Source organism: Sphingobacterium sp. UBA3549 (assembly GCF_002376635.1).
GTDB lineage: Bacteria > Bacteroidota > Bacteroidia > Sphingobacteriales > Sphingobacteriaceae > Sphingobacterium.
The window spans coordinates 1-24,412 of sequence record NZ_DFOE01000011.1 but is presented as its reverse complement, the minus strand read 5'-3'; the positions used below and the strand labels follow the sequence as shown (position 1 = coordinate 24,412).

Sequence of the window (24,412 nt, the reverse complement as noted above, 5' to 3'; positions counted from 1 at the left end):
TTTAGCCAAACTTAACGATAATGAAAAATTTAGATAAAGACATACAAAAGAAAATCGAAGATTGGTTAACCCCCAGTTATGATGAAAGAACTCGAAAGGAAGTTCAGGATTTAATCGATAGTAATGAGGAGACAGAACTTACCGATTCTTTTTACAAAGATCTGGAGTTTGGAACCGGAGGCTTGAGGGGCATTATGGGCGTAGGCTCCAATCGGATGAATAAGTACACGATTGGTAAAGCAACGCAGGGCCTGTCTAACTACCTTAAAAAACAGTTCCCAGACCAGGAGATCAAGGTAGCGGTATCTTATGACAGCCGCAATAATTCACAGGCCTTTGGGCAGCTCGTTGCCAACGTGTTTGCAGCCAACGGCATCAAAGTGCATCTGTTCACGTCTTTACGACCAACCCCCATGTTGTCCTTTGCCATCCGTCATTTTGGCTGTCAGAGCGGTGTGATGCTAACGGCTTCGCACAATCCAAAGGAATACAATGGTTATAAGGCCTACTGGAATGACGGCTGCCAGCTAACTGCCCCGCACGACAAAAATGTAATCGATGAAGTAAACGCAATCCGTTCAGTCGATGACATCAAATTTGACGGAAATACACAAAATATCATTCCCGTCGGGGAAGAAATCGACCAGATCTACATCGACGCCAATAAAAAACTCAGCATTCATCCTGAAGCTGTATTAGCGCAAAAAGACTTAAAAATTGTTTTCTCTCCGATACACGGCACCGGCATTACCATTGTTCCTAAAATGCTAGCAGCCTGGGGCTTTGAAAATGTGTCCGTTGTTTCTGAGCAGGCTACTCCTGATGGCAACTTTCCAACGGTAATTTATCCGAATCCCGAAGAGGAAGATGCCATGGCCTTAGCGAAGAAAAAAGGGGAAGAAATTGATGCTGATCTTGTATTGGCAACAGACCCGGATGCTGACCGTGTAGGAATTGCCGTAAAAAATAACCAGGGACAGTTTCAGCTGCTCAATGGTAATCAGATCGGTAGTTTATTGATCTACTACGTCCTTAGTGCTAAAAGTGATCTTAAGCAGCTGGGATCAAATCCATATATTGTTAAAACGATTGTAACAACAAACCTGGAGGCAGACATTGCAGAACATTTTGGTGTGCCCTGTTATGAAACGCTCACCGGTTTTAAATATATTGGCGAACTGATGACCAAATTAGGCGATTCAGCAAACTACCTGGCAGGCGGGGAAGAAAGCTATGGTTACCTTGTCGGTGATCTTGTACGTGACAAGGATGCACCAAATGCCTGTGCTTTTCTGGCCGAGATGACCGCCTATTTCAAATCAAAAGGCAAAACTGTCTATGAGGTGCTCATGGACATCTACAAAGAATTTGGCTGCTACCAGGAAAAACTGATTTCTTTGACAAAAAAAGGAAAAGCTGGAGCCGAGGAAATTCAGGCTATGATGTCGGGGCTGCGCGCTAATTTACCGACTAGCCTTGGAGGTGTTCAGGTCAAGGAGATCCGTGATTATCAACTTTCCCAAACCACTGATATGCGTACCGGCGAGAAAACTGCGATCTCACTGCCTAAATCGGATGTGCTGCAGTTCATAACAGTCGATGGTGACGTCATTTCGGCACGCCCATCGGGGACTGAGCCTAAAATCAAATTTTACTGTTCTGTAAAAGAAAGCTTAAAGGACACCGCAGACTATGCCGATGTACAAAAAGCTTTAGAAGAGAAGGTCGACCGTATGATGAAAGATATTGTAAACTAATGGAAAAGTGGAAGCTATTATCTTCTGAATATATCTGTAAAGAACCTTGGGCGACGTTGCGAAGAGATGCATGTGAGCTCCCTGATGGAAGAATCAACGACCATTATTATGTACTGGAATACCCCGATTGGGTAAATATGGTTGGCGTTACTGAGGAGAATGAGCTCCTGGTCATTAAACAGTACCGACACGGAGCAGGCATCATTTCGTTGGAGATTCCAGCGGGCACTACAGAGCCGGGAGAAGACCCCAGGAATGCAGCTGTGCGTGAAATGCTTGAAGAAACAGGCTATGCATTTGACCAGATTGAAGAGATCGCCACGCTTTATGCCAACCCCGCAACGAGTGGCAATATTACCTATACCTATCTGATGACAGGAGGTAAAAAAGTTCAGGAACAGGCATTGGATGAACACGAAGAAATCGATGTTTACCTCATCCCGCTTGAAGAAGCAAAAGAAATGCTGCTGGACAATAAATTCAGTCAAGCATTACACGCTAGTGCTTTATTCTACGCTTTCAATAAATTAGGCTTGTTATAAAACAAGCCTAATTTTATTCTGTTTTTTTCGTTCATACTTTAATTTTCACTAGCCTTTTGATTTTTGTACCTTTGCATCATGGCAAGAGAAATTTTTGAAACTAAGCGAAAAGCCCTGAAAATAAATCTAAACCCAGAGATTTATGGTACTTTCGCAGAGATCGGTGCTGGACAGGAAGTCGCACGCAACTTTTTCAACGCAGGCGCCGCTTCAGGCACAATTGCTAAGACAATGTCCGCTTACGATATGGCATTTAGTGATGCAATTTATGGCGAAGAGGCCGATGGACGATATGTCAGCAGAACGCGTGTAAAAAAAATGCTCTCCCATGAGTTCAATCTTCTTACACAAAGGCTTCATGGCGATAAATACTGTAACAAAAAGTTCTTTGCCTTTGCAGATACCGTAACAACACTCAATTTCACGAAGACAAATGAACCTCACGGTTGGATCGGACTTCGCTTCCAACATGAAGTTGGAGGTCCTACGAATGATATCATTGTCCATGTCAGACTGCTAGACAGCGACAACCAATTGCAACAAAAAGTTTTAGGCATTATTGGTGTCAATCTATTATTTGCTGCTTATTATTACGCAGAGAATGTGCAGACGATGATTGAATCATTAGTTGACAATCTTTCTGTTGGATCTGTAGAAATTGACCTGGTTAAACTCAACGGCCCACTCTTTGAAAATGTCAACCAACGTCTCATCAATTTATATCTGATTGCAAAAGGGTTTGCCAAAGCTGCAATATTTCAACCAGATGGCAAAGCAGTACAAATCAAAGATTACCTGTACAAAAAGAACATTATTTTACTCCGTACCAAATACCGTCAAAAATCACTTCCAAACTTTGATCTATTCAATCTTGCCGTTGAACAGTTCAAAAAAAATACCGGCGCAACAGACACCGATACTATTGTATTAATTGAGGTACTGATGGGAAATGTTTTGGAAGATACACATGAAATTACTGATGAAGATCTGCAAGAATTTGCTTCTAGGGCGGATGAATTATGTGCTACAGGAAACAATATTATCGTCAGCAACTTTAGAAGAAACAATCACTTGGCAGAGTTTATAAGTAACTTTAAACCCAAAAATATCGGTATTGCAACAAACGTTTACAATTTAAAGAATATTTTCAATTCCGATAATTATAATAAAGAACTATACACCAATGAGCTTCTTTCCTATATTTCAGGAATGTTCAATAAAAATGTGAAACTCTACGCCTATCCTTACCTCCTTAAAAAAGAAAATAAGATTATTACCACGCATAATATGCCAGTTTCCGAAGAAGCGAAACCGCTTTTTGAATTTTTAATTAAAAATGGATACATCATTGATATTGAAAATTACGATGAGAAATTTGTAAAAACCGTATAATAAGAGTTCTGCTAATTACAAGTTATAAAATAGCCCAATTTATTCAATTGGGCTATTTTATTTTGAACCTTCATGACGCTAATAAATGTATCATTGGAGGACAACAACGGACAAAGTGGATAATAGCAACATCATTCGGTCCGATTTTATAGAAATGGCTGCTCTCCGAGCTAAAAGTCAGAAAAATGCTCAGGCACTGCCTATAAGAATTTCTTATAGATGGAATAAAGGATTTTAAGATCATTATCACCCAAGAACGCCGTATTTACATCCTGCTGGACATAGTGAATCTTAAATGCTTTAATTGCTGCATCGACATTGCTCACATCGTATCCGATGATACGTAATGCCATTTTTGGATTAAAGTCTGCTGGTGGCGTCTCTAAATAGTCTTCATACCAAAAACCGAAGCCTTGATCGGCCAACTTTTTCCATGGGAAACGCGATGGATCGTTTTTCCGAGTTGGTGCTAGATCCATATGTCCTATGAAATTGGCCTGCGGAATTCTGTAGGTCGTCTTTAAATAAGTCAACAACTGCGTCAAGGCATTTATCTGTGCGTCAGTCCAAGGATCAGTGGTCCCATTATTGTCCAGCTCAATGCCAATAGAAGAAGAATTAAGATCTGTATCGTTGCCCCATTTTCCTAATCCAGCATGATGCGCACGAAAGAGATCATTGACCATCTGCACTACTTTTCCATCTCTACCGACCACATAATGCGAACTTACGCCTGCTTTCGCGGAATGAAATGTGCGGACGGTCTGCCCTAATGAATCCTGAGCTGTATGATGAATAACGACAAAATTGGGTTTACGGATACCAAAATTAATCGATGCAATCCATTGTTGATCTTTGACATTCACCTTCTCCAATTGACCGGTTACAGGCGATTGTTTGTACAGCTTTGAAAACTCCTTTGCCTGCTTCTTATATACCTTTTCAGTCTTCGCGTATTTTCCTCCTGCACAGGAAGTCAAGAATACTGCCGCGACACAAAAATTGAGGGATAACTTTAGTATGTTCATATTGAAATGTTTCAGCACAAACTAAGACAAATTTGCCAAGAAAACCAAATTTATTCCCCTTATCCAGTTGCACTGCAGACGCACAACATCTTATTTTATTCTCCTTCTCCTTCTCCTGAGGAACAAAAATGGTTGCTTGTCGTAAAAAGTTAAGGCTGTTATTTGAGCTTACATATCAAATGGCATAAAAAAAGGCAGTCCAAGAAAATTTTGGACTGCCCTTTTTCATATAGTATCCGAAATTATGCTTCGGCGTACTCTTCAATGGAGGGACACGAACAGATCAATGTACGGTCACCTTGAGAATCGTTTACACGTCCCACTGAAGGCCAAAATTTACGTTCTCTTACATACTCCAACGGATATGCAGCTGTTTGACGACTGTAAGGTCTATCCCACTCATCTGCTGTTACAACCGAAGCGGTATGTGGTGCATGCTTCAGTACATTATTCGCTCGGTCTACCGACCCAGTTTCAACCGCAGCGATCTCTTCACGAATAGCAACTAAGGCGTCACAGAAACGATCCAATTCAGCTTTAGACTCTGACTCGGTAGGTTCAACCATCAATGTTCCCGCAACAGGGAAAGAAACGGTCGGTGCGTGGAAACCATAGTCCATCAAACGTTTTGCAATATCTGCAACCTCAATACCAAAGTTTTTAAACCCACGACAATCTAAGATCATTTCGTGTGCGCAACGTCCATTTTTACCCGAATAAAGTACTGGATAGGCGTTTTCCAAACGTGCTTTGATATAGTTTGCGTTTAATATCGCGGTTCTAGTTGCATTTGTGAGACCTTCGCCCCCCATCATGGAGATGTAAGCATGCGAAATAAGTAAGATCGAAGCCGAACCAAATGGGGCTGCCGAAACAGCAGAGATACCTTCTTCACCGGAAGTAGAAACCACTTCGTGGTTAGGCAAGAAAGGAACCAGATGTTTTGCAACACCAATAGGTCCCATACCTGGGCCGCCACCTCCGTGAGGAATACAAAATGTTTTATGGAGGTTTAAGTGACAAACATCGGCCCCAATATGACCTGGGCTTGTCAATCCAACCTGTGCATTCATGTTGGCTCCATCCATATAAACCTGGCCACCATTGGCATGCACAATTTCACAGATTTCAATAATAGACTCTTCAAATACACCGTGTGTAGATGGGTAAGTTACCATCAGTGAATTCAAGTTTGCAGCGTGCTCAGTCGCCTTCGCTCTCAAATCTGATATATCGATATTTCCAAATTCATCACATTTTACGACAACCACTTTCAAGCCTGCCATAGAAGCAGACGCAGGGTTCGTTCCGTGCGCTGAAGCAGGGATCAAACAGATATTACGTCCGTGATCACCGCGGCTCTCATGGTAAGCGCGAATAACCATCAAACCTGCATACTCCCCTTGCGCTCCTGAGTTTGGTTGGAAACTCATCTTCGCAAAACCTGTAATCTCAGCTAACCAATCATTCAATTCGCCAATCATCTGCATATATCCAGAAGTTTGATCTGCTGGAGCAAATGGGTGCAAACCACCGAATCTAGCCCAAGTAACCGGTACCATTTCCGCTGTAGCATTTAATTTCATGGTACATGAACCCAGAGGAATCATCGAATGACAAAGTGATAAATCTTTTGCTTCCAACGATTTGATGTACCGTAACATCTCGTGTTCAGAGTGATAGCTATTAAAGTTTGGATGGGTTAAGTAGGCGGAAGTACGTACTAGATCGGCAGGGATTGAAGAACCTAAGTTTTCTTCCAATGTATCGAAATCGACATCATTCAATGTTTTACCTTGAATTTTAGCAAATACTTTGACGATCGTTTTAATATCTTCATAAGTCGTTGTTTCGTCGATAGCAATTGAAACTTCTGGACCATTATAATAAAAGTTCAATTCATTGTTTAACGCTTCTGACTTCAGTGCACCTGCATGAGCACCTAACTCTACCCGTAATGTATCAAAATAAGCCGTATTCATTTGGCTATAGCCCAATGATTGTAACGCTTGATCCAACAGATTGGCCAACGCATTGATGCGTGATGCTATATTTTTAATTCCTTGAGGCCCATGATACACGGCATAAAAAGAAGCCATAATCGCCAAAAGGGCTTGTGCAGTACAAATATTTGACGATGCTTTATCGCGGCGAATGTGCTGTTCACGCGTCTGTAAAGCCATACGCAACGCATATTTGCCATTCGAATCGGAAGTAACACCGATAATACGACCAGGGATGTTACGTTTAAAGCTGTCGCGTGTTGCAAAATAGGCTGCGTGAGGACCACCAAATCCCATCGGCACACCAAAGCGCTGCGAATTACCAACAACAACATCTGCTCCCCATTCTCCCGGAGGCGTCAACAAGGCTAAACTCATCAGATCTGCCGCCGCACACACGGTAATGTCTTTACTGTGAGCTGATGCTGTAAACGACTTATAATCAACAATGGAACCGTCAGCTGCAGGATATTGAACAAATACTGCAAATACGTCATTTGTCAATTCTGATTCAGCAATAGCCGCAATTTTCAGCTCGATACCAAAAGACAACGCACGGGTCTTCAATACATCGACCGTCTGCGTGTAGGCATTATCAGAAACCAAAAATACATTTGCATCTTTATTTTTCCGGGCTGAATACAGCATAAACATAGCTTCAGCTGCAGCTGTTGCTTCATCTAATAAAGATGCGTTTGCTATTTCTAAACCAGTGAAATCACAAATTACAGTCTGGAAATTCAACAATGCTTGCAACCTACCTTGTGCAATCTCCGCCTGATAAGGAGTATACTGCGTATACCATCCCGGGTTTTCAAATACATTTCGTTGAATTACGCCCGGAAGAATTACATCGTAATAACCTTGACCAATAAAAGATTTAAAAACTTTATTTTTCTCAGCGATTTCCGCAATACGCTTTAAATAGGCGACCTCAGACAATGCTTTAGGAAGATTTAAAGGTTTTGGAGCACGAATTTGAGAAGGGACCGTTTGGTCAATAAGTTGGTCAATTGACGAAACGCCTAATTTGGCCAACATTTCATTCGCTTCAACTGGACTTGGGCCATTGTGGCGATTTTCGAATTTTTCTTGGAAGTGTATATTGCTCATGTGTGCAAAAAGTTAACGCTTATAGATGATAGTTAGCGACATAATAATTAGGCAATTAACTCTCTTATAAACAGTCGTTTTTTGGATGAGCAAAGATAGCAAAATAAATGACTGAAAACGAAGCAAAAAAGTGGATAAAAAGTCAGTTTTACTCGACTATTAAAATGCAATCGATTGTGTTTAATACGTTATTTTTAGAATAAACACAACCATACCGATTGATCATTATAAATATAACAAACAACCGCCCGATCACTTGCTACAATTTTAAAAAAAGTGCTATTATCTGCTGCAATCTCCATGAATTTTTTCCTCTACATTCCTATTCTTTTTTGCAATGCCAATGAATTTTCAATAAATTAGTATATGTACCAATTGTAAAGTGGCTTGGAAATAACGATAGGTAATTTTTGCCAAGAAATCTTGATCCCAACGACGTATTGCGTTATCAAGAAATCTGAACAAAGAAACCATTATCCAGCGAGGGAAGCCCCTCTTTTGACAAATGATAAATAATCAAAAAAAATGAATATCATTTCTATTTAACAATTATAAACAGCGAAGTAACGATTATAAATCATGAGAAAACAGGTAACAGACAGCGTCCTTTTGGTAAGGCCCTCTGTCTTCCGCAAAAATGAACAGACTGCAGTCAACAATTTCTTCCAAAGGGATATTGAAAATCTCAGCATCGAAGAGGTCAATAAAGAAGCCCAAGGAGAGTTTGATGCGCTAGTAAATGAGTTGAAGTCACACGGCATATTAGTGACAGTCATTCAGGACGACGAAAAATCAGAAAGTCCCGACAGTATCTTTCCCAACAATATTGTATCCTTTCATCAGGATGGAAAAATAATCTTCTATCCCATGTTCGCTCCAAATCGCCGAAAAGAACATTTATTGGATTTCGAAGGTCCATTGAAACAGAACGGTTATTATGTAAAACTGACCAAAGATTTGAGCGATGCCGAAAACAATAAACAATATTTGGAAGGGACCGGCGCACTTGTCCTCGACCGAGCCAACCGTGTAGCCTACTGCGCTTTGTCAGAAAGGGCAGATCGCGATATGCTCGATGAATATTGCCGGACCGAAAACTATACACCGGTTGTATTCCATGCTTTTCAAACGGTCAATGGACAACGCAGACCGATCTATCACACCAATGTAGTGCTCGCGGTAGGTGAAGATTTTGCCATCTTATGTCCACAGGCAATTGACGATCCGTCTGAACTAAATACCCTCTTGAAGAGTTTAAAAGACACAGGCAAGGAGATTATCGAGATTAATGAAAACCAGCTTGAATCTTTTGCGGCAAACTGCCTCCAGGTGAGAAATAAATATGGGAATCGCTTTATTGTCCTGAGCAATCAGGCATTATCCTCACTGACGTTGTACCAAACCGCGCAGTTAGAAAAGCATGGTAAAATTATTCACCAGGATCTCCATGTGATCGAAACATGTGGTGGCGGAAGTGTACGCCACATGATGGCCGAAGTTTTTCTTCCAAAAGAAAAAGTCCTGAGCTAGCCCTCGAGCATAATGATGCTCCAAGGCAAATCGTTTTAAATAATCCCTTGTTGCCTAATCAGGATGATTTAATAAACAAATAAAACGCCCCTTAGGAGCAAGCAGAGGCCCCTAGGTGCGTTTTATTTTTAAAACATAGTGTTCCTATTTTTCATTCTTTTAGAACGAATACCTTAATCCCAATTGGAATTGATACGGGTTACCCGAAGGTGATACGATACCAGAGTTGTTTACATTATAATTAAACTGTTGCTTCGTAACGTCAAAAGGAATCAATTTCTCTCCAGCGGCGTCCTTTCCACCCAAAGCATATAAATTTTGATTACCCAAAGACTCATTGACGCCCCAAGTCTTTTTGAATAAATTGGCAACGTTGAAAAGATCGCCCGATATCTCCAATGCGTGGTTTTTATATAAACTGAATTTTTTCGCAATTCTCAGGTCAATTAAACCGTAAAAACCATTTACGCCACCATTACGTTCGGCTATTTTTCCTTCATATTTTTTGATATAATCTTTAAGGCTTTGACTCGCTTCTGGATTATTCAACAAATTATTCAGCCCTGTAATCAACTGTTTTGACGTATTGGGACTGTTGGGATCAAAGATAAAGGCCAGATCATTGTCTCCCGCCACAAAGTCTCCATTGATATTTCCTCCGGCCAATAAACTATATCGTGTACCACCAATACCAGAGTAACGTACCCCCACACTAACGCCATAGAATGTTGGCAAGGTACCATAGATTACAATCTTGTTGCGGAACTGATTATTCGAATAACTCATCTTGCTCAGATCGCGCGGATCGTCTTTCACAGCCAACGATAAGGTCGCTGTATTCGCCACGTTTCCGTTGAAAGAAGTATTATCTTTGGCATCATTCCAGGTATAGCTCACGGATATAGATCCATCTTTGAAATATTGATAACTTGCATCCAATACAACCGCAAACTGATTTACTTTTCCTTCAGAGTTTAATTCCAGTACACGTCCGAATTTATTGGAAATCCGTCCTTTTTTCCAATCCGGTGCTCCGTCAACAATCGATGCTGCGGGAACAAACACACCACGATTATCTTCATTCGTCAATCTGAAAAACGGATCCTGAACCATGTTACGATCTACATACATGTAGTTGTTACGCCCTAAATTCATATACCCCGAAAGACTCGCTTTCAACTTTTCAGTAAAGAAATGTGTATAAGATACATTGGCCTTGTATACTACTGGAATTTTAGCATCAGGTCCATAGGTATTGATCGTAGGCACTTGAAATTGTGCTAAGGTTGGTGTTGTTGACGGATCTTTTCTGTACCCCACAAAATCAGGTGTGGGCACATCACTGCCACGAACATCCACCGTCGCAAAATGCTTCCCATCGAAAGTCAAATTGTTGATGGTCATATAATTGTTAATATCAGACGCGAAGACTCCTGCTCCTACCCGGAAAAAGTCCTTTCGCTCTTCATTCACATCCCAAGTCATTTGGAAACGAGGCTGTACCACAAAGGATTTTAACTTATGATCTGTACGAACACCCACTTCTTTCAGCAATTCTTCGTTTAGTGGAGAAGTCGGATAATGTCCGTAATCCAATCTTAGGCCAGCAACTAGATCCAATCCCTTCGCCAACTTCGTTTGTAATTGCCCATATACACCGGCATTAAATATCTTACCGGCCACAGCTGGGTCACTTACCAAAGGAACCTCACGATAGTAAGCATATGGCTTCATGTCGTCAAAGTTTTGCATGGCCGTCTTTCCATCACTCGGTCTAAAGTGAAAGCGACCATTAACCTCACTTCCATAAATGGAGTTTGCATGGGTATACATCAAATCGACACCGAAGGTATAATTGATATTGTCGGTACTATAATAAATATTATCGACGAGCTGAAATACATTGTTTTTAAATGATTCCTGCGCAAAACGATGTCCACCCAATTGCAGTGTGGTCTTTTTATCTTCTCCAGCTACCTTGGAGACTGCATCTTCTACAATTGCACGGGGAATATTTTGACTTGGTAAAAGATCTCCCGGGCTACTTTTTTGATAGGTATAGAGATGCTGTACTTTCAATTCATTAGTTACCTTAGGGGAAATGGTCGTACGCAAAGTTGCCAATAGACTATTATCAATGTTTTTGTCATTCCCATAAGACTCATACAAGGTTATTGGTTTATTATCCTGCAAGCCCAACTTATTGTTGTCACTTGTGAAGTTATTTCGGACCGTCAATAGGTTATCTTCATTGATCTGCCAGTCAATTCGTCCAAAAATCGCATCAGACCCTCGCTTCTTATCAAATGCGCCGTATTGACGCTCATTCCCCAATCCGTATTTTTTACGTCCAATAGAGACAAACTCATCCAAGGTCGAGTTTGTCACATTAAATCTCTTCTCATCGGCTTCAGAATTGATATCGGCAATAATCAAGGGGCGGGCATCGCGCTGATGATCCCAAGCTACAAAATAATGCAATTTGTCTTTAATGATCGGACCGCCTAATGTAAACCCATATTGATACGTTGAAAAATCATTACTCCGTTTATTCCCTCTAATATCGTATGGACTGGATAACCAATCCGCCCTCGAATAAAGCCATGCACTTCCGTGCGTTTGATTTGTCCCCTGTTTAGTCACCGCACTCACTGTTCCCCCTCCAGCTCTTCCATAAGTCACGTCATACTGATTGGTAACCACTTTAAATTCACGAACGGCTTCTATTGAAATGGAGAAAGGAGCGCCACTACGGCTGGTTGTCGAACCTGCAGAAGTCGGATTTTTGGCATTCATACCATCAATGGTAAAATTGGTAGATGACCCCAGCTGGCCTCCTATATTATCTCCTTTGCTTAAAGGAGATAGATCCATCAACGAAGTAAAATTGCGACCGTTGACAGGCAATTTCGCTATATCTTTTGCTGTAACCGCGGTAGCAGCACCCAGGTTCTCGATTTTATTCTTTAGCGTACTTATTCCTGTTAAATCAACCGTTTCTAATACATTTGAGGTATTTTGGATAGGAATGATCAGACGGACAATATCGCCTTGATTTAAATTAAATCCCGAACGAACCTGTTCCCCATATCCTATATAAGTGACTTTAATTGTATATGGACCACCTAAAGGTAATTCCTTAAAGTTGAAATCGCCATTTGCATTCGTGGATGTCTTCGTTGTAAAGCCTGTTGATTCATTACGCACTTCAATTGAAGCACCATGAACCCCTTTGTTGCGCTCGTCTGTGATCTTTCCGGAAAACCCTGCTTGCGTCGTTTGGGCATAAAGACCGGTCCCAAGCGCAACAGCACAAGTTGTAAGTAGAAATTCTTTCATTTAGTTGTTGATTTTTATAATGAAAGCAAAACTAAACTGAAACTATTAACAGAAACTAAACGAAATATTATGAAATTATAAACAAAACATTTTAAAGGATGTAAACCTAAAATGCAATCAATTTTTCAACAAATAAAGCGCTATCGGAACGTGCAGTAAAACCTTCCTTATCACGCAAATACCACAGAAATTAAATGGAAGGTTCTTTGTCACCAATAACATAAAAACACGTCAGAAAAAAGTCAGCCGAAGCTGACTTCCTAATACAAAATCGTAAACTTAAAATCCAAAGGATTAAAATATTTGTAAAGATCCTTAATGAGGTTATCGCCATGTTTAATGTAAAGTAAAGCGAAATTCTCAGATCTTTCCTGCAGTCCTCCGCCCGGAAAGAGTTTTTCCTTAACATGATCGATGTCGGTTAAAGCATGTTGGTGATTTCGCTTCTCGGCTTTCAACAGTTTTTTTTCTAAATTATTGATCGCTTTTTTTAACCGTGCTTTTACCGCCTCTGTACTTGGTCCTAAACTTGGATCAATTTTATGGGTTCGCAACTTTATCTTACCAAAAATGGCATTCAGCTCCATCCATTCGTCATTGAGATTCAGACGTTCTTTGGTATGGCGCCGTACATATTCCTTCTTCAGCACTTCTGCTGAACGAAAGATACTCTTAAACGTAAGATCAACGCGAAATAATTTAGCCGCTATTTTATCGTCTGTTATCATCGCGGAATTGCGTGGTATCAAAATTGGAAAATCAACCTGATATTGGTCAAAGTTAGACTTTAATTGCATCCAATAGACCATTTCGGCCCCACCGCCAATGTAAGCAAGATTAGGAAGTATAATTTCTTGATACATCGGGCGCATAACTACATTGGGACTGAAACGCTCGGGATAACGCTCGATTTCCTGCTCCAGCTCCGCCTTTGTAAAATAAATATGCTGATGCAATACTTCGTATCGACCGTCAGCAGTTAGCACTAGGCGTTCTCTAAATTCATCCGTTAAATAAAAGAAATTAATTTCACGTGCATGTACTTGAGTAGAAAAACCTTGTGACTCCAACTCCTCCGATCGAGAAGTTATTGCCTTAAAGCTATTTTCAGAGAAGATATCTTCCTTAATAATCGGCTTAAACAGTTCCTTCAACTCCCGATCATCCGCATCAATAATCAAAAGACCGTATGACTTAAACAGCTCATTGACCATATACCGGGTTGCATCTGCTAAACGATTGTGGTTTAGGTAGGCTTCTTCCACAATGCGTGTAAGCCGAGTAGAGTTTTCTGAAAGCCCTAAAATATTTGTATACTGCTTCACGGCGTCAACAATCGTCGTTGTATCCATTCTTCCGGTAGCAGAAACAGCCGGGGTATCCCAACTGATTTTCTTCCCAAAGACTTTGGTATGATTGATTTCTTCAAAATCATGATCTTCAGTCGCCATCCAATAGACTGGAATAAAATTTTTATCGGGATGTTTCTCCTTCAAATCTTCTGACAAACGTATCGCTGTCATGATTTTAAAAATGAAATACAAGGGTCCAGTAAAAATATTGAGCTGATGCCCCGTAGTGATCGTATAGGAATTCTGGTCGAGCAACAGTTCTATATTGGCAGCCACATTTGGAGAATTCTCTAATAGCTCGCCATATTGCTTTTGAAGGCGTTCAACGAGAATCTTCCTGTATTCAAATGGCCTCTTTTCTTCCAATTGCTTTTCAAAACCAGCCCAGGTAGGCCAATTTCCAACAAAAGGTTTTAAGGCTTCATCATGTGCTAAATAAGCCAATAAAGTCTTGGAGAAACTATTTGTTTCACTATATTCAATATAAGTTGCCTTCATCTGCAAATTGTGTTAATATTTTATTATTGTCAATCGATAAAGAAAATCCCCTAAAGTAACCTGAAATAGCAGGTTCTCTTTATCGTCCCAATAGTGCCAACAGGCTGTCATGACCCTGATTTTAAACAGCTATATAGCGTTTTAAATCGGGATTGTATGCGTACAAATGTATCGAGTTTGCCCCGACAAAATACTGAATTTTCACAAAAAGCCTGTGCTGCTTTTAAATTATATCATTTTACTGACAATTGCCGAGGAAAATAAATGGGTCTCCCTTATTCAAAGGAGACCCATTTGTTTTAATATCAAATATAAGCTAATAAAACTATTTCCTTACAATCTGCCCATATAGATCGAAATCTTCGGCACGGTCAATTTTTACCTGAACAAAATCACCAATACGTGCATAAGAATCTGCAGCAGGAATCAAGACCTCATTGTCAACCTCTGGGGAGTCGTATTCTGTGCGGCCAATAAAGTAATCACCATCTATACGATCAACCAGCACTTTATAGGTATGACCAACCTTAGACTGATTGATATCATACGAAATCCCTTGCTGCACCTCCATAATCGCTTCGACACGCTCCTCTTTTACTTCCTGAGGTACATTATCCTCCAAAGTATGTGCGTGTGTTTTTTCTTCGTGAGAATAAGTAAAACAACCTAACCTGTCAAAACGAGTCTCTTCAACCCAGTCTAACATCTCCTGAAAGTCCTGTTCAGTTTCACCTGGATAACCACAAATTAATGTAGTACGCAAGGCGATATCCGGAACTTTGTCACGTATTGCATGGACAAGGTCAATCTGCTTCTGTTTCGTTGTACCTCTGCGCATCGACTTCAACATCGGATCAGATATATGTTGCAGTGGCATATCTAAGTAATTACAGATATTTGAACGTTCATTCATGGCGTCCAAAATATCCATTGGAAACCCCGAAGGATAGGCGTACTGCAGTCGGATCCATTCGATACCATCGACATCAGATAAATGACGCATGAGATCAGAAAGATTACGCTTTCCATAGATGTCGAGGCCATAATAAGTTAGATCCTGCGCTATTAAAATCAATTCTTTGGTACCATTGGAAGCAAGGAATTTAGCTTCTTTCACAAGATCTTCAATGGATTTGGAAACATGCTTACCACGCATCAAAGGAATTGCGCAGAAAGAACATGGGCGATTACACCCCTCGGCAATTTTAAAATAAGAAAAATGAGAAGGTGTTGTCAATAGTCGCTCACCGAGCAATTCGTGCCGATAATCGGCACCAATGGACGTCAATAGATCCGGCAAATCGTTCGTACCGAAAAAAGCATCAACATTGGGGATTTCAGACTGCAACTCTGGTTTATACCGTTCTGAAAGACAGCCAGTAACGATCACTTTATTGATTTTTCCCTGTTCTTTTAGATCTGAATATTGCAAGATGGCATCAATTGATTCCTGTTTCGCATTATCAATAAAACCACAGGTATTGATCACGACGATATCATTCGCCTGTATATTGGATGCTTCATGAACAACTTCCATCTGATTGCCTTTCAACTGGCCCATCAGAACTTCACTATCGTGAATATTTTTCGAACAGCCCAAAGTCACCACGTTGACACGTGGTTTATTGATCAAAGGCGCTGGTTTCGCGTATTTTGTCTTCATATGATTAGAAGGCAGACTCTATTTAAAAAGGGAGTCTACAAATTCCTTTTTGTTAAACAACTGAAGATCACCAATTTTCTCTCCTACACCAATATATTTCACGGGGATCTTAAATTGATCGGATATACCGATAACTACACCACCCTTAGCTGTTCCATCGAGCTTCGTTAATGCTAAGGCATTCACATCTGTTGCCTGCGTAAATTGTGTACACTGCTCAATGGCATTTTGTCCTGTCGACGCATCCAAAACCAATAATATTTCATGTGGAGCCCCCGGAACAACCTTTTGCATAACATTCTTGATCTTAGTCAGCTCATTCATTAAGCCAACCTTATTGTGCAACCGCCCTGCCGTATCTATGATACAGACATCTTCACTATTAGCGACAGCGGATTTTACGGTATCATAAGCCACTGAAGCGGGGTCTGAACCCATGGCTTGAGCGACAACACGAACGCCAACACGCTCGCCCCATAATTTAAGTTGATCAACGGCTGCAGCACGAAAGGTATCCGCAGCACCCAATACAACTTTGCTGCCAGCTTGCTTCAGCTGATGAGCCAGTTTGCCAATAGTTGTTGTTTTACCAACCCCATTAACACCCACAACCATAATAACATAGGGCTTATGCTCACCATAATTGAAATGTTCGAAATCAGCGCTATTATTTTCTGCCAGTAACGTTTGAATTTCCTCCTTCAAGAGATTATTTAGCTCTGAAGTGGAAACGTACTTATCTCGGGCAACACGGGCTTGTATGCGATCAATGATTTTTAAAGTCGTCGTAACCCCCACATCAGAAGTAACCAAAACTTCTTCCAGATTATCCAATACATCGTCATCCACAGTTGACTTACCAACTACAGCTTTTGTAATCTTGGATAGAAAGCCTTCTTTTGTTTTTTCCAAACCCTTATCTAAGGCCTGTTCTTCTTCTTGTGTTTGTGGTTTTTTCTTAAAAAAATCAAATAATCCCATGGAATGTGTAGTGAAAATTGATGTCCAAATATAAACAAATGTCCTCAACAAAAAAAGCCCTTTCGGTAGGATACCAAAACGGCTATTTTTATCGAATTCTTTTTAAAGAAAAACTTTAAAAAAGGAAAATACTACTCGTTATTTTTGAGCTGCTGCAACGACGTCTTTCACTTTATCGTTGTGAACCATACCTTCTTTGAAAGTATACGCGCCAGTTTTTGCAGATTTAGTAGTAATAATAACCTTTGTAAATTCTTTACCGCCACCTTTTTGTAACGATGCAACTGCTTTCTTTGCCATGGTATATTAATATTTTACTTAGCATCTCTTTCAAGTGCCAAGATATGTGACTTACTTAATTTCTTTATGAACAGTAACTTTTCTCAATACTGGGTTGAATTTTTTCAACTCTAAACGCTCAGTTGTGTTCTTTTTGTTTTTAGTAGTGATGTAACGAGACATTCCCGGAAGACCACTTTCTTTGTGTTCAGTACATTCTAAGATAACTTGTACTCTATTTCCTTTTTTAGCCATTGTTTTACTTTATTTTGAATCCTATTAGGATTGAAATTTCATGAATAATCTTAATGTAACAGGCGCGACAATCAATTAGATTGAGCCTTTAACGATAAATTTATTGATCGCTGCTGTAATCCCGTTCTTGTTGATAGTCTTGATAGCAGAAGTAGATACTTTCAACGTAATCCAACGATCTTCTTCTGGAATGTAAAAACGTTTAGTTTGTAAATTTGGATAGAATTTACGTTTAGTTTTAACGTTTGAGTGAGAAACGTTATTCCCTGTTAACGCCGCTTTGCCTGTTAAATCACAAATTCTTGACATGATATTATTTTTTTGTTGTCTTTATTACAATATGTTAATACTTTGCACTCTCTGCAAAGAGTTTGCAAATATCTATATTTTTTTTTAGATAAGCAACAAGATGATTGGAATTATTTTTAAAAATAGTTCTACATAGGACGGGTATCGACAAAAATAAAGGATTTTATTGTATTATATTTGCTCTGTAAAGAAAAATAGTTTTCAACAATTCACATTTATGAACAAATATCTTCGCAAGGGTATAAGAGAAATAATCATCGGTGTCGTACTGGTGATAGGGGGATATTATCTCATGGAACAACGCTCCAACTGGTATAAGGTCGCTATGCTGATTGGAGTCATTGTATTTAGTGTCGGCTTCCTGACTTTAATCTATCGCATGATTCGTAAGGTAGACCGCGATGCCCTTATTGAGATGCGCGGGGAAGGACATAAAAAAGATAAAGAAGGGAATGCTGAACAAAACTAGAGCTGTAGTTTTAAAAACAACAAACTATTCGGAAAGCAGCCTCGTTGCCCAGCTATATACCGAACATTTTGGCATGCAATCTTATCTTGTTACCGGAGCAAGGAAGCCTAAAGCAAAAATCAAGGCCAATATTCTCCAACCTTTACATTTATTGGAAATAGTCGCCACACATAAAGATAATGGTTCGCTACAGCGGATCTCCGAAGCACGTCAAGCACCTGCACTGCAAGAAATACCTTACGATATCGTCAAAAGTTCGCTGGCCCTTTTTCTGAATGAAATACTTTATAAAATACTGAAGGAACAAGAACATGATAGCTACCTTTTTGAATTTATTCATCAATCTATACTTTGGCTGGATCAAAGTCATTCAAACCTGGCCAATTTTCATCTCGTCTTTTTAATAAAACTCACACGCTTCCTTGGGTTCTATCCGGCCAAATCTAAACAAGTACTCCCCTATTTCAATCTTCACGAAGCAACCTTTTCAGATAGTCTACCCGAACATCCGCTTGTTTTACAAGAACCACATACGTCAATTTTTAGAAATTTAATTGATTCCGAATATTCAAATTGCGATCGAATTAAGATGAGCAGCTCAGATAGACAATTTTTGTTGGAAAAAGTACTTGATTTCTATCGCTTGCACCGTACAAATTTTAAAGAAATAAAATCGCTCTACATTCTCGAAGAGATTTTTCGATAAGAGTGTACGATTTAACTGAATATTTAGCCTATAGGCTCCAGCTAGCTATCGACTTGTCTACAATAATTGATCTCTTGGATAAATTATTGGTACATTTATTGTAACAAAGCTGAAATAACATGTAGTTTACTAACATAATTTTCACTAAAAAAAGTATTAATAATATGGAACTTAAAGAAGCCTTTTTAAAAGTTGTTCGAGACAACTATGCAAATTTTGAGGGTAGAGCCCGTCGAAAAGAATATTGGATGTTCGTTCTCGCTGTATTTGTTTTATTTTTTGCACTCGGTATCGTTGGCGGTATTTTGTCGGTTGTAAGCGATACTTTAGCGAGTTTGTTTTACGGTATCATGGGGCTAGCGTATTTAGCGTTATTGATTCCTGCGATAGCCGTTACTGTAAGAAGACTTCATGACACAAATAAATCGGGCTGGTTTATCCTGGTTTCCTTAATTCCATTTGTTGGAAGTCTATATTTACTTTACTTAGAAATTCTAGAGGGTGATAAAGGTCCGAATCAATATGGACCAGATCCTAAGGCTGTTGAAAATGCTTCAAACCATCCTTTTAATCAAAGCCAAGATCCATTTGGTTCTGCTCGTACGCAAGATCCATTTGGAAATTCACAAATTGGAAGTTCGCAGCCTTCAAATCCAACACCGCCGGCACCCGACAAAGATCCCTTCGCTTAGATTCTAAAACCTTATAAAAAAAGCTTTCACATTCCTGTGAAAGCTTTTTTATGCTGTGTTGTTAATGTCTATGCTTTTTCTTTTGTTGCCCGGGAGCAAATTCCCGTGCAGATCGTTCTCCATAGTATTTTTTTGCTTGCCCAGGAGGCATTTTTTTCGGTCCACGTCCATGACCGTGACTATGGTGTGTTGAATAACATGCCGACATCGAAATCATGATGACCGCAGAAAGAACTAATGCTAAAGTACCCTTCATTTTTAAATTGAAAATTTAAGTACTTTTATAAACAATTATCAGTCCAAACTCAATTATCAAAGCCTCAGTCTCATTTTTTTGCTACCAAAAACCCTAAACAATATCTGCTAAAAAATAAAAAAGCCTATGCTGTTCGCATAGGCCTTTTCACAATAAATATATCTTCAATCTAATTAGATAACTCTTACATTTACCGCATTAAGACCTTTACGGCCTTGTTCAACTTCGTAAGATACACTATCATTCTCACGAACTTTGTCTACTAATCCCGAAACGTGAACAAAAATTTCGCTCTCGCCGGAGTTAGGGATGATGAAACCGAAACCTTTGGTTTCATTAAAGAATTTTACTTTACCTTCTTGCATGGCACTATATTATTAATTTCCCTAAAGGTATAGAAATAAAATCAAAAATTTTAACCTTTTTATTTTTTTTACCCGTTAAACTTTTTCATCAACTTTGGCTCCAATCTTGTAGCAATGCGATAATAGCAATCGTATTATTAGAAAAACTTTAAGACAAAAAATATGAAAAAAATAGTGTTAGGACTTGCCTTTTTAGGTTTTATGACTCAATTAAATGCGCAACAAATGGTTAATAAAGAGTTTGTATCCACGGTGGGACGTGCAGAAGAGGAAGTAACTCCCGACATCATCTATATTGATGTGACGCTAAAAGAGTTTTATGAAAACGGTAACACCAAGAAAAAAGCGGCAATAGACAAATTAGAAAAAGATCTGTTTGATTCGGCAACAAAAGCTGGTGTCAAAAAAGAAGATTTTACCATCCAAAACATCTGGAGCTACAATGTACCGGACAAAAAGAAAAAAGACACCGATATTCTGCTTTCTAGACAGTATCGTATTAAGGTAACCAACTTGAATAATTTGGATCAATTACTCGATGGCGTCGACAAAGCGGGTATCCAAAGTACTTATATCAGTGAGTACGATTACTCGAAGAAAAAAGAACTGGAAAAAAGCTTAAAAACCAAAGCAGTATTGGATGCCAAAGTTAATGCACAGATTTTAGCAGAAGCAGCAGGACAAAAAATCGGAAAGGCTATTGTATTGTCTGAAACACCGCAGCAGATTATCTTTGGCGTTCAGCCAATGATGCGCAATGCGATGTATAAAGGTGCAATGGAGCAAGCTGCAGATAGTGCTGGCAGTGGTGGACTTGACTTAAATATCAGACCGATGAAAGTAACAAGTGAGATCAGCGCTTCGTTCGAATTATTGTAATCATGCACCGAGAGAAAACTCCCGCAGATAAATTAAAACAAATTGACCAAGATTTCGGTTGGATAGACCGAATATCTTGGTTAATGGATAATCAGTTTAAAATTGGAGGCTTTCGGTTTGGCCTAGATCCGCTGTTAAATCTTATTCCCTTAGGCGGTGCGATAGCAGGATTTGGTACATCTTTAATCCTTGTACTTGCCATGTGGCGTAACGGCGCCAGCCCCAAGCTCGTTATACGAATGCTTTTGAACATCTCGCTGGATGCGATTCTTGGTAGCATTCCACTTCTCGGAAACTTGCTCGATTTTTTTAGCAAGGCCAACGAAAAGAACATCAAATTACTCAGACAACACTATTACGAAGGAAAACATACCGGATCGGGCATTGGAATCATCATCAGTATACTAATTGTTTTTTTGCTCCTCATCTCGGTTACATTATATCTTATTTGGACCTTTTTTTCTTGGGCTTTCTCACTTCTTAATGGCGGCTAGAAACTGCTATTCTTAACACATTCCAGCAAAAATGGATTCCTTTCTGGGGAAACAATTGCATATATCCAATATCTATTTAATAATTTTGATGTCGATAGTCATCTCGTATGCTGTCAAAAACTTAATCCCGATTTTAAAATGAGTAAAAAAAGAATATTTGCACTGATTCTAATCGCCGTCATGTTGACCGCTATTTTGACTAACCCAAGCAAAGAGGAACACGAAAAGATTGTACGGGCTAAAGCTGAACAGCTGTTGAAAAGCCAGCTTCACGCAAAAGATCAGCAGTTCTTCGGATTGGGGATGCAGCTCTTTGGTAACGATATTGTCGATAAATTCATTCAAACCTCAGTCGTGGTAGACAACTACTATTTATTTTCCTTGACAAAAATCAAATGGCAAGGTACCGAACAGATCATCGGTGGAGGAGCTTTCAAACATATTTGGCTGAGTCCAAAAATTGATGAAAAAGCAGACGAAATTATTGCAGCGCTCAAAAAGATCTAATATGCCTTTAGAAATACTTTACGAAGACGAATCCATCGTTGCCATCAATAAACCGCATGGACTATTGGTACACCGGTCTTCTATCGCGCGCGATGCCTCAGAATTTGCGCTACAGCTACTTCGGGATCAGTTAGGGAAAACAGTTTATCCTGCACATCGTTTGGACAGGAAGACCGGGGGCATACTGCTATTTTCCCTTGATAAGGAGACTGACCAATATTTACAAAAAAGTTTTCAGGAGCGTAAGGTAGACAAAAAATACCTCGCCGTCCTGAGGGGCTTCGCGCCAGCAGAAGGGCTGATTGATTATCCTTTGAAAAGAGACGATGGTACAACTCAGGAAGCACAGACATCTTTTCGTTTGCTTGCTCAAAGTGAGCTGTCCGTTCCTTTCGGAAAATTTCCGACATCGCGATATAGTCTCGTTGAGGCCAATCCCATTACGGGACGTATGCATCAGTTGCGTCGCCATTTTGCGCATATCTTCCATCCTATTATTGGCGATCGTCCGCATGGATGCAATAAGCAAAACAAGTTTTGGAAAGAAACATACCAAATGGACACCATGCTCTTACATGCGTCGGAGCTCACCTTTAAACACCCTTTATCGGGTGAAGACGTACATATCAAAGCGGCCTTGCAAGCTGATTTCGAACGCGTATTGGAAATACTAAACCTCAACGACAGATGCTAAAGCTAATTTTAGAAGCCTTTATCAGTATATCTGGCATTACCGCAGCTTCTGGGATTGTCTAGATGATCACCTGACCGTCTATTCCCTTAAAGTCAACAATTAAATCGATTGTTCTAAAATAGATTCACAGTGAGGAATCACGTATATTTTATTAAATTTGCAGCTGACTAAAACTTAATTTTTATGTTAAAAAATACTGCCCTTTCGGAGACGCACATTGCTTTAGGAGCAAAAATGGTTCCCTTTGCAGGCTTCAACATGCCGGTACAATATACGGGCATTAATGATGAGCACGAAACAGTTCGTACAGGTGTAGGAGTTTTTGATGTAAGCCATATGGGTGAATTCATCCTAAAAGGTGAAAAAGCCCTGGACCTACTTCAAAAAATCTCTTCCAATGATGTGTCAAAATTATACGATGGCAAAGTTCAATATGCTTATATCCCAAATGAAACTGGCGGTGTAGTTGATGACTTCCTAACTTACCGTATAGACGATAAAACGTATTTTTTGGTTGTAAACGCATCGAATATTGAAAAAGATTGGAACTGGATATCAAAGTATAATACGGATGGTGTAGAGATGAAAAATATCTCAGATCAAACTTCCTTATTTGCTGTTCAAGGCCCTAAGGCTGCTGATGCACTTCAATCGCTTACGGATATCGAATTAGCTCCCATGGAATATTACACTTTTGCAAAAGGTACATTTGCGGGTGTAGAGAATGTTTTGGTCTCTGCAACAGGATATACTGGCGCTGGTGGTTTTGAAATCTATGTGGCCAATGAAGATGCTCAGAAAGTTTGGGACGCTATTTTTGAGGCGGGTAAGCCTTATGGAATCAAACCAATTGGTTTGGGTGCCCGCGATACCCTACGCTTAGAAATGGGCTTCTGTCTATATGGAAATGATATCGATGATAATACATCGCCCTTAGAAGGTGGCTTGGGGTGGGTAACGAAGTTTACAAAAGACTTTGTGAACGCTAAAGCACTCAAAGCGGAGAAAGAGGCTGGTTTGAAGAAAAAGCTTGTTGGTTTCGAAATGATTGATAGGGGTATTCCACGTCATGATTACGAAATTGTCGATGCCGAAGGAAATGTAATTGGACGTGTGACTTCGGGAACGCAATCACCAACATTAAAAAAATCAATTGGATTGGGTTATGTGGATACAGCTTTTTCAAAAGATGGTAGTGAAATCTTCATTCTGATCCGTAATCAAAAAATCAAAGCAAAAGTAACAAAACCACCATTTGTGAAGTAAAAAAAAGAAGCCTGCGATATCGGAGGGCACTGAAAAAGTCTCA

Annotated in this window: 23 protein-coding genes; 12 read left to right on the top strand and 11 right to left on the bottom strand. The window is 39.7% G+C overall.

Going from position 1 to position 24,412, the window contains the following annotated elements; translation table 11 throughout:
* Positions 1–20: 20 nt before the first annotated feature.
* From B2W36_RS06565 to B2W36_RS06555, 3 genes are all read left to right on the top strand, one after another.
* The gene (locus B2W36_RS06565; protein WP_293886950.1) at positions 21–1,757 is read left to right on the top strand and encodes a phospho-sugar mutase; all 1,737 of its coding nucleotides are present in this window, start codon (positions 21–23) and stop codon (positions 1,755–1,757) included.
* Positions 1,757–2,299 (top strand): NUDIX hydrolase, encoded by a 543-nt coding sequence (locus B2W36_RS06560; RefSeq protein WP_293886948.1) that lies wholly within the window; start codon positions 1,757–1,759, stop codon positions 2,297–2,299. Before B2W36_RS06565 ends, B2W36_RS06560 begins: the two co-directional genes overlap by 1 nt.
* A gap of 78 nt (positions 2,300–2,377) precedes the next feature.
* On the top strand, positions 2,378–3,691 hold the full coding sequence (locus tag B2W36_RS06555) for a nicotinamide mononucleotide adenylyltransferase (RefSeq protein ID WP_209577041.1): 1,314 nt from the start codon (positions 2,378–2,380) through the stop codon (positions 3,689–3,691).
* Positions 3,692–3,891: 200 nt separating this feature from the next.
* Here the strand turns inward: B2W36_RS06555 and B2W36_RS06550 are convergent, their stop codons facing one another.
* Both B2W36_RS06550 and gcvP read right to left on the bottom strand, forming a co-directional pair.
* A complete protein-coding gene (locus B2W36_RS06550; RefSeq protein ID WP_293886946.1) occupies positions 3,892–4,719 on the bottom strand; it encodes an N-acetylmuramoyl-L-alanine amidase in 828 nt (275 codons plus the stop codon).
* Between the two features lie 242 nt (positions 4,720–4,961).
* Positions 4,962–7,835, bottom strand: coding sequence for an aminomethyl-transferring glycine dehydrogenase (gcvP, locus tag B2W36_RS06545; RefSeq protein WP_293886945.1), 2,874 nt, complete (start codon positions 7,833–7,835; stop codon positions 4,962–4,964).
* A 579-nt stretch (positions 7,836–8,414) separates the two neighbouring features.
* Here gcvP and ctlX point away from each other — a divergent pair.
* Positions 8,415–9,365: a citrulline utilization hydrolase CtlX gene (gene ctlX / locus B2W36_RS06540; RefSeq protein ID WP_293886943.1), complete on the top strand. Its 951-nt coding sequence runs from the start codon at positions 8,415–8,417 to the stop codon at positions 9,363–9,365.
* Positions 9,366–9,524: 159 nt separating this feature from the next.
* Here the strand turns inward: ctlX and B2W36_RS06535 are convergent, their stop codons facing one another.
* The 7 genes from B2W36_RS06535 to rpmB form a co-directional block, all read right to left on the bottom strand.
* Positions 9,525–12,704 carry a TonB-dependent receptor gene (locus tag B2W36_RS06535; protein ID WP_293886941.1) on the bottom strand — a complete coding sequence of 1,060 codons (3,180 nt, stop codon included), beginning with the start codon at positions 12,702–12,704 and terminating at the stop codon, positions 9,525–9,527.
* A gap of 260 nt (positions 12,705–12,964) precedes the next feature.
* Positions 12,965–14,554 (bottom strand): bacillithiol biosynthesis cysteine-adding enzyme BshC, encoded by a 1,590-nt coding sequence (gene bshC, locus B2W36_RS06530; RefSeq protein WP_293886940.1) that lies wholly within the window; start codon positions 14,552–14,554, stop codon positions 12,965–12,967.
* Between the two features lie 325 nt (positions 14,555–14,879).
* Positions 14,880–16,217: a 30S ribosomal protein S12 methylthiotransferase RimO gene (rimO, locus tag B2W36_RS06525; protein ID WP_293886938.1), complete on the bottom strand. Its 1,338-nt coding sequence runs from the start codon at positions 16,215–16,217 to the stop codon at positions 14,880–14,882.
* 18 nt (positions 16,218–16,235) lie between these two features.
* A complete protein-coding gene (gene ftsY / locus B2W36_RS06520; RefSeq protein WP_293886936.1) occupies positions 16,236–17,198 on the bottom strand; it encodes a signal recognition particle-docking protein FtsY in 963 nt (320 codons plus the stop codon).
* Between the two features lie 138 nt (positions 17,199–17,336).
* The gene (locus B2W36_RS06515; RefSeq protein WP_070562566.1) at positions 17,337–17,498 is read right to left on the bottom strand and encodes a DUF4295 domain-containing protein; all 162 of its coding nucleotides are present in this window, start codon (positions 17,496–17,498) and stop codon (positions 17,337–17,339) included.
* 51 nt (positions 17,499–17,549) lie between these two features.
* On the bottom strand, positions 17,550–17,732 hold the full coding sequence (rpmG, locus tag B2W36_RS06510) for a 50S ribosomal protein L33 (protein WP_002998409.1): 183 nt from the start codon (positions 17,730–17,732) through the stop codon (positions 17,550–17,552).
* A 75-nt stretch (positions 17,733–17,807) separates the two neighbouring features.
* Complete coding sequence (gene rpmB, locus B2W36_RS06505; RefSeq protein ID WP_046672597.1) at positions 17,808–18,041, bottom strand: 50S ribosomal protein L28; 234 nt, start codon at positions 18,039–18,041, stop codon at positions 17,808–17,810.
* Between the two features lie 217 nt (positions 18,042–18,258).
* On the opposite strand from rpmB, the gene B2W36_RS06500 reads away from it, so the two are divergent.
* The 3 genes from B2W36_RS06500 to B2W36_RS06490 all read left to right on the top strand — a co-directional run bounded on the left by B2W36_RS06500 (position 18,259) and on the right by B2W36_RS06490 (position 19,908).
* On the top strand, positions 18,259–18,510 hold the full coding sequence (locus B2W36_RS06500) for a signal peptidase (protein ID WP_293886935.1): 252 nt from the start codon (positions 18,259–18,261) through the stop codon (positions 18,508–18,510).
* Entirely contained in the window at positions 18,494–19,216 is a 723-nt protein-coding gene (gene recO / locus B2W36_RS06495) for a DNA repair protein RecO (RefSeq protein ID WP_293886934.1), read from the top strand. Before B2W36_RS06500 ends, recO begins: the two co-directional genes overlap by 17 nt.
* 164 nt (positions 19,217–19,380) lie before the next feature.
* The gene (locus B2W36_RS06490; RefSeq protein ID WP_293886933.1) at positions 19,381–19,908 is read left to right on the top strand and encodes a DUF805 domain-containing protein; all 528 of its coding nucleotides are present in this window, start codon (positions 19,381–19,383) and stop codon (positions 19,906–19,908) included.
* 61 nt (positions 19,909–19,969) lie between these two features.
* Here the strand turns inward: B2W36_RS06490 and B2W36_RS06485 are convergent, their stop codons facing one another.
* Positions 19,970–20,164 carry a quinol oxidase subunit 4 gene (locus B2W36_RS06485; protein ID WP_293886931.1) on the bottom strand — a complete coding sequence of 65 codons (195 nt, stop codon included), beginning with the start codon at positions 20,162–20,164 and terminating at the stop codon, positions 19,970–19,972.
* A gap of 173 nt (positions 20,165–20,337) precedes the next feature.
* Complete coding sequence (locus B2W36_RS06480) at positions 20,338–20,529, bottom strand: cold-shock protein (RefSeq protein WP_209577023.1); 192 nt, start codon at positions 20,527–20,529, stop codon at positions 20,338–20,340.
* Positions 20,530–20,691: 162 nt separating this feature from the next.
* Between B2W36_RS06480 and B2W36_RS06475 the strand changes: the two genes are divergently transcribed.
* From B2W36_RS06475 to gcvT, 5 genes are all read left to right on the top strand, one after another.
* Positions 20,692–21,408 (top strand): SIMPL domain-containing protein, encoded by a 717-nt coding sequence (locus B2W36_RS06475; protein WP_209577021.1) that lies wholly within the window; start codon positions 20,692–20,694, stop codon positions 21,406–21,408.
* 2 nt (positions 21,409–21,410) lie between these two features.
* A complete protein-coding gene (locus tag B2W36_RS06470) occupies positions 21,411–21,902 on the top strand; it encodes a DUF4112 domain-containing protein (protein ID WP_209577019.1) in 492 nt (163 codons plus the stop codon).
* Between the two features lie 138 nt (positions 21,903–22,040).
* The gene (locus B2W36_RS06465; protein ID WP_293886929.1) at positions 22,041–22,409 is read left to right on the top strand and encodes a DUF4359 domain-containing protein; all 369 of its coding nucleotides are present in this window, start codon (positions 22,041–22,043) and stop codon (positions 22,407–22,409) included.
* 1 nt (position 22,410) lies between these two features.
* Entirely contained in the window at positions 22,411–23,103 is a 693-nt protein-coding gene (locus B2W36_RS06460) for a pseudouridine synthase (RefSeq protein ID WP_293886928.1), read from the top strand.
* Between the two features lie 183 nt (positions 23,104–23,286).
* Positions 23,287–24,369 (top strand): glycine cleavage system aminomethyltransferase GcvT, encoded by a 1,083-nt coding sequence (gene gcvT / locus B2W36_RS06455; protein WP_293880190.1) that lies wholly within the window; start codon positions 23,287–23,289, stop codon positions 24,367–24,369.
* The last annotated feature ends 43 nt before the right edge of the window (positions 24,370–24,412 follow it).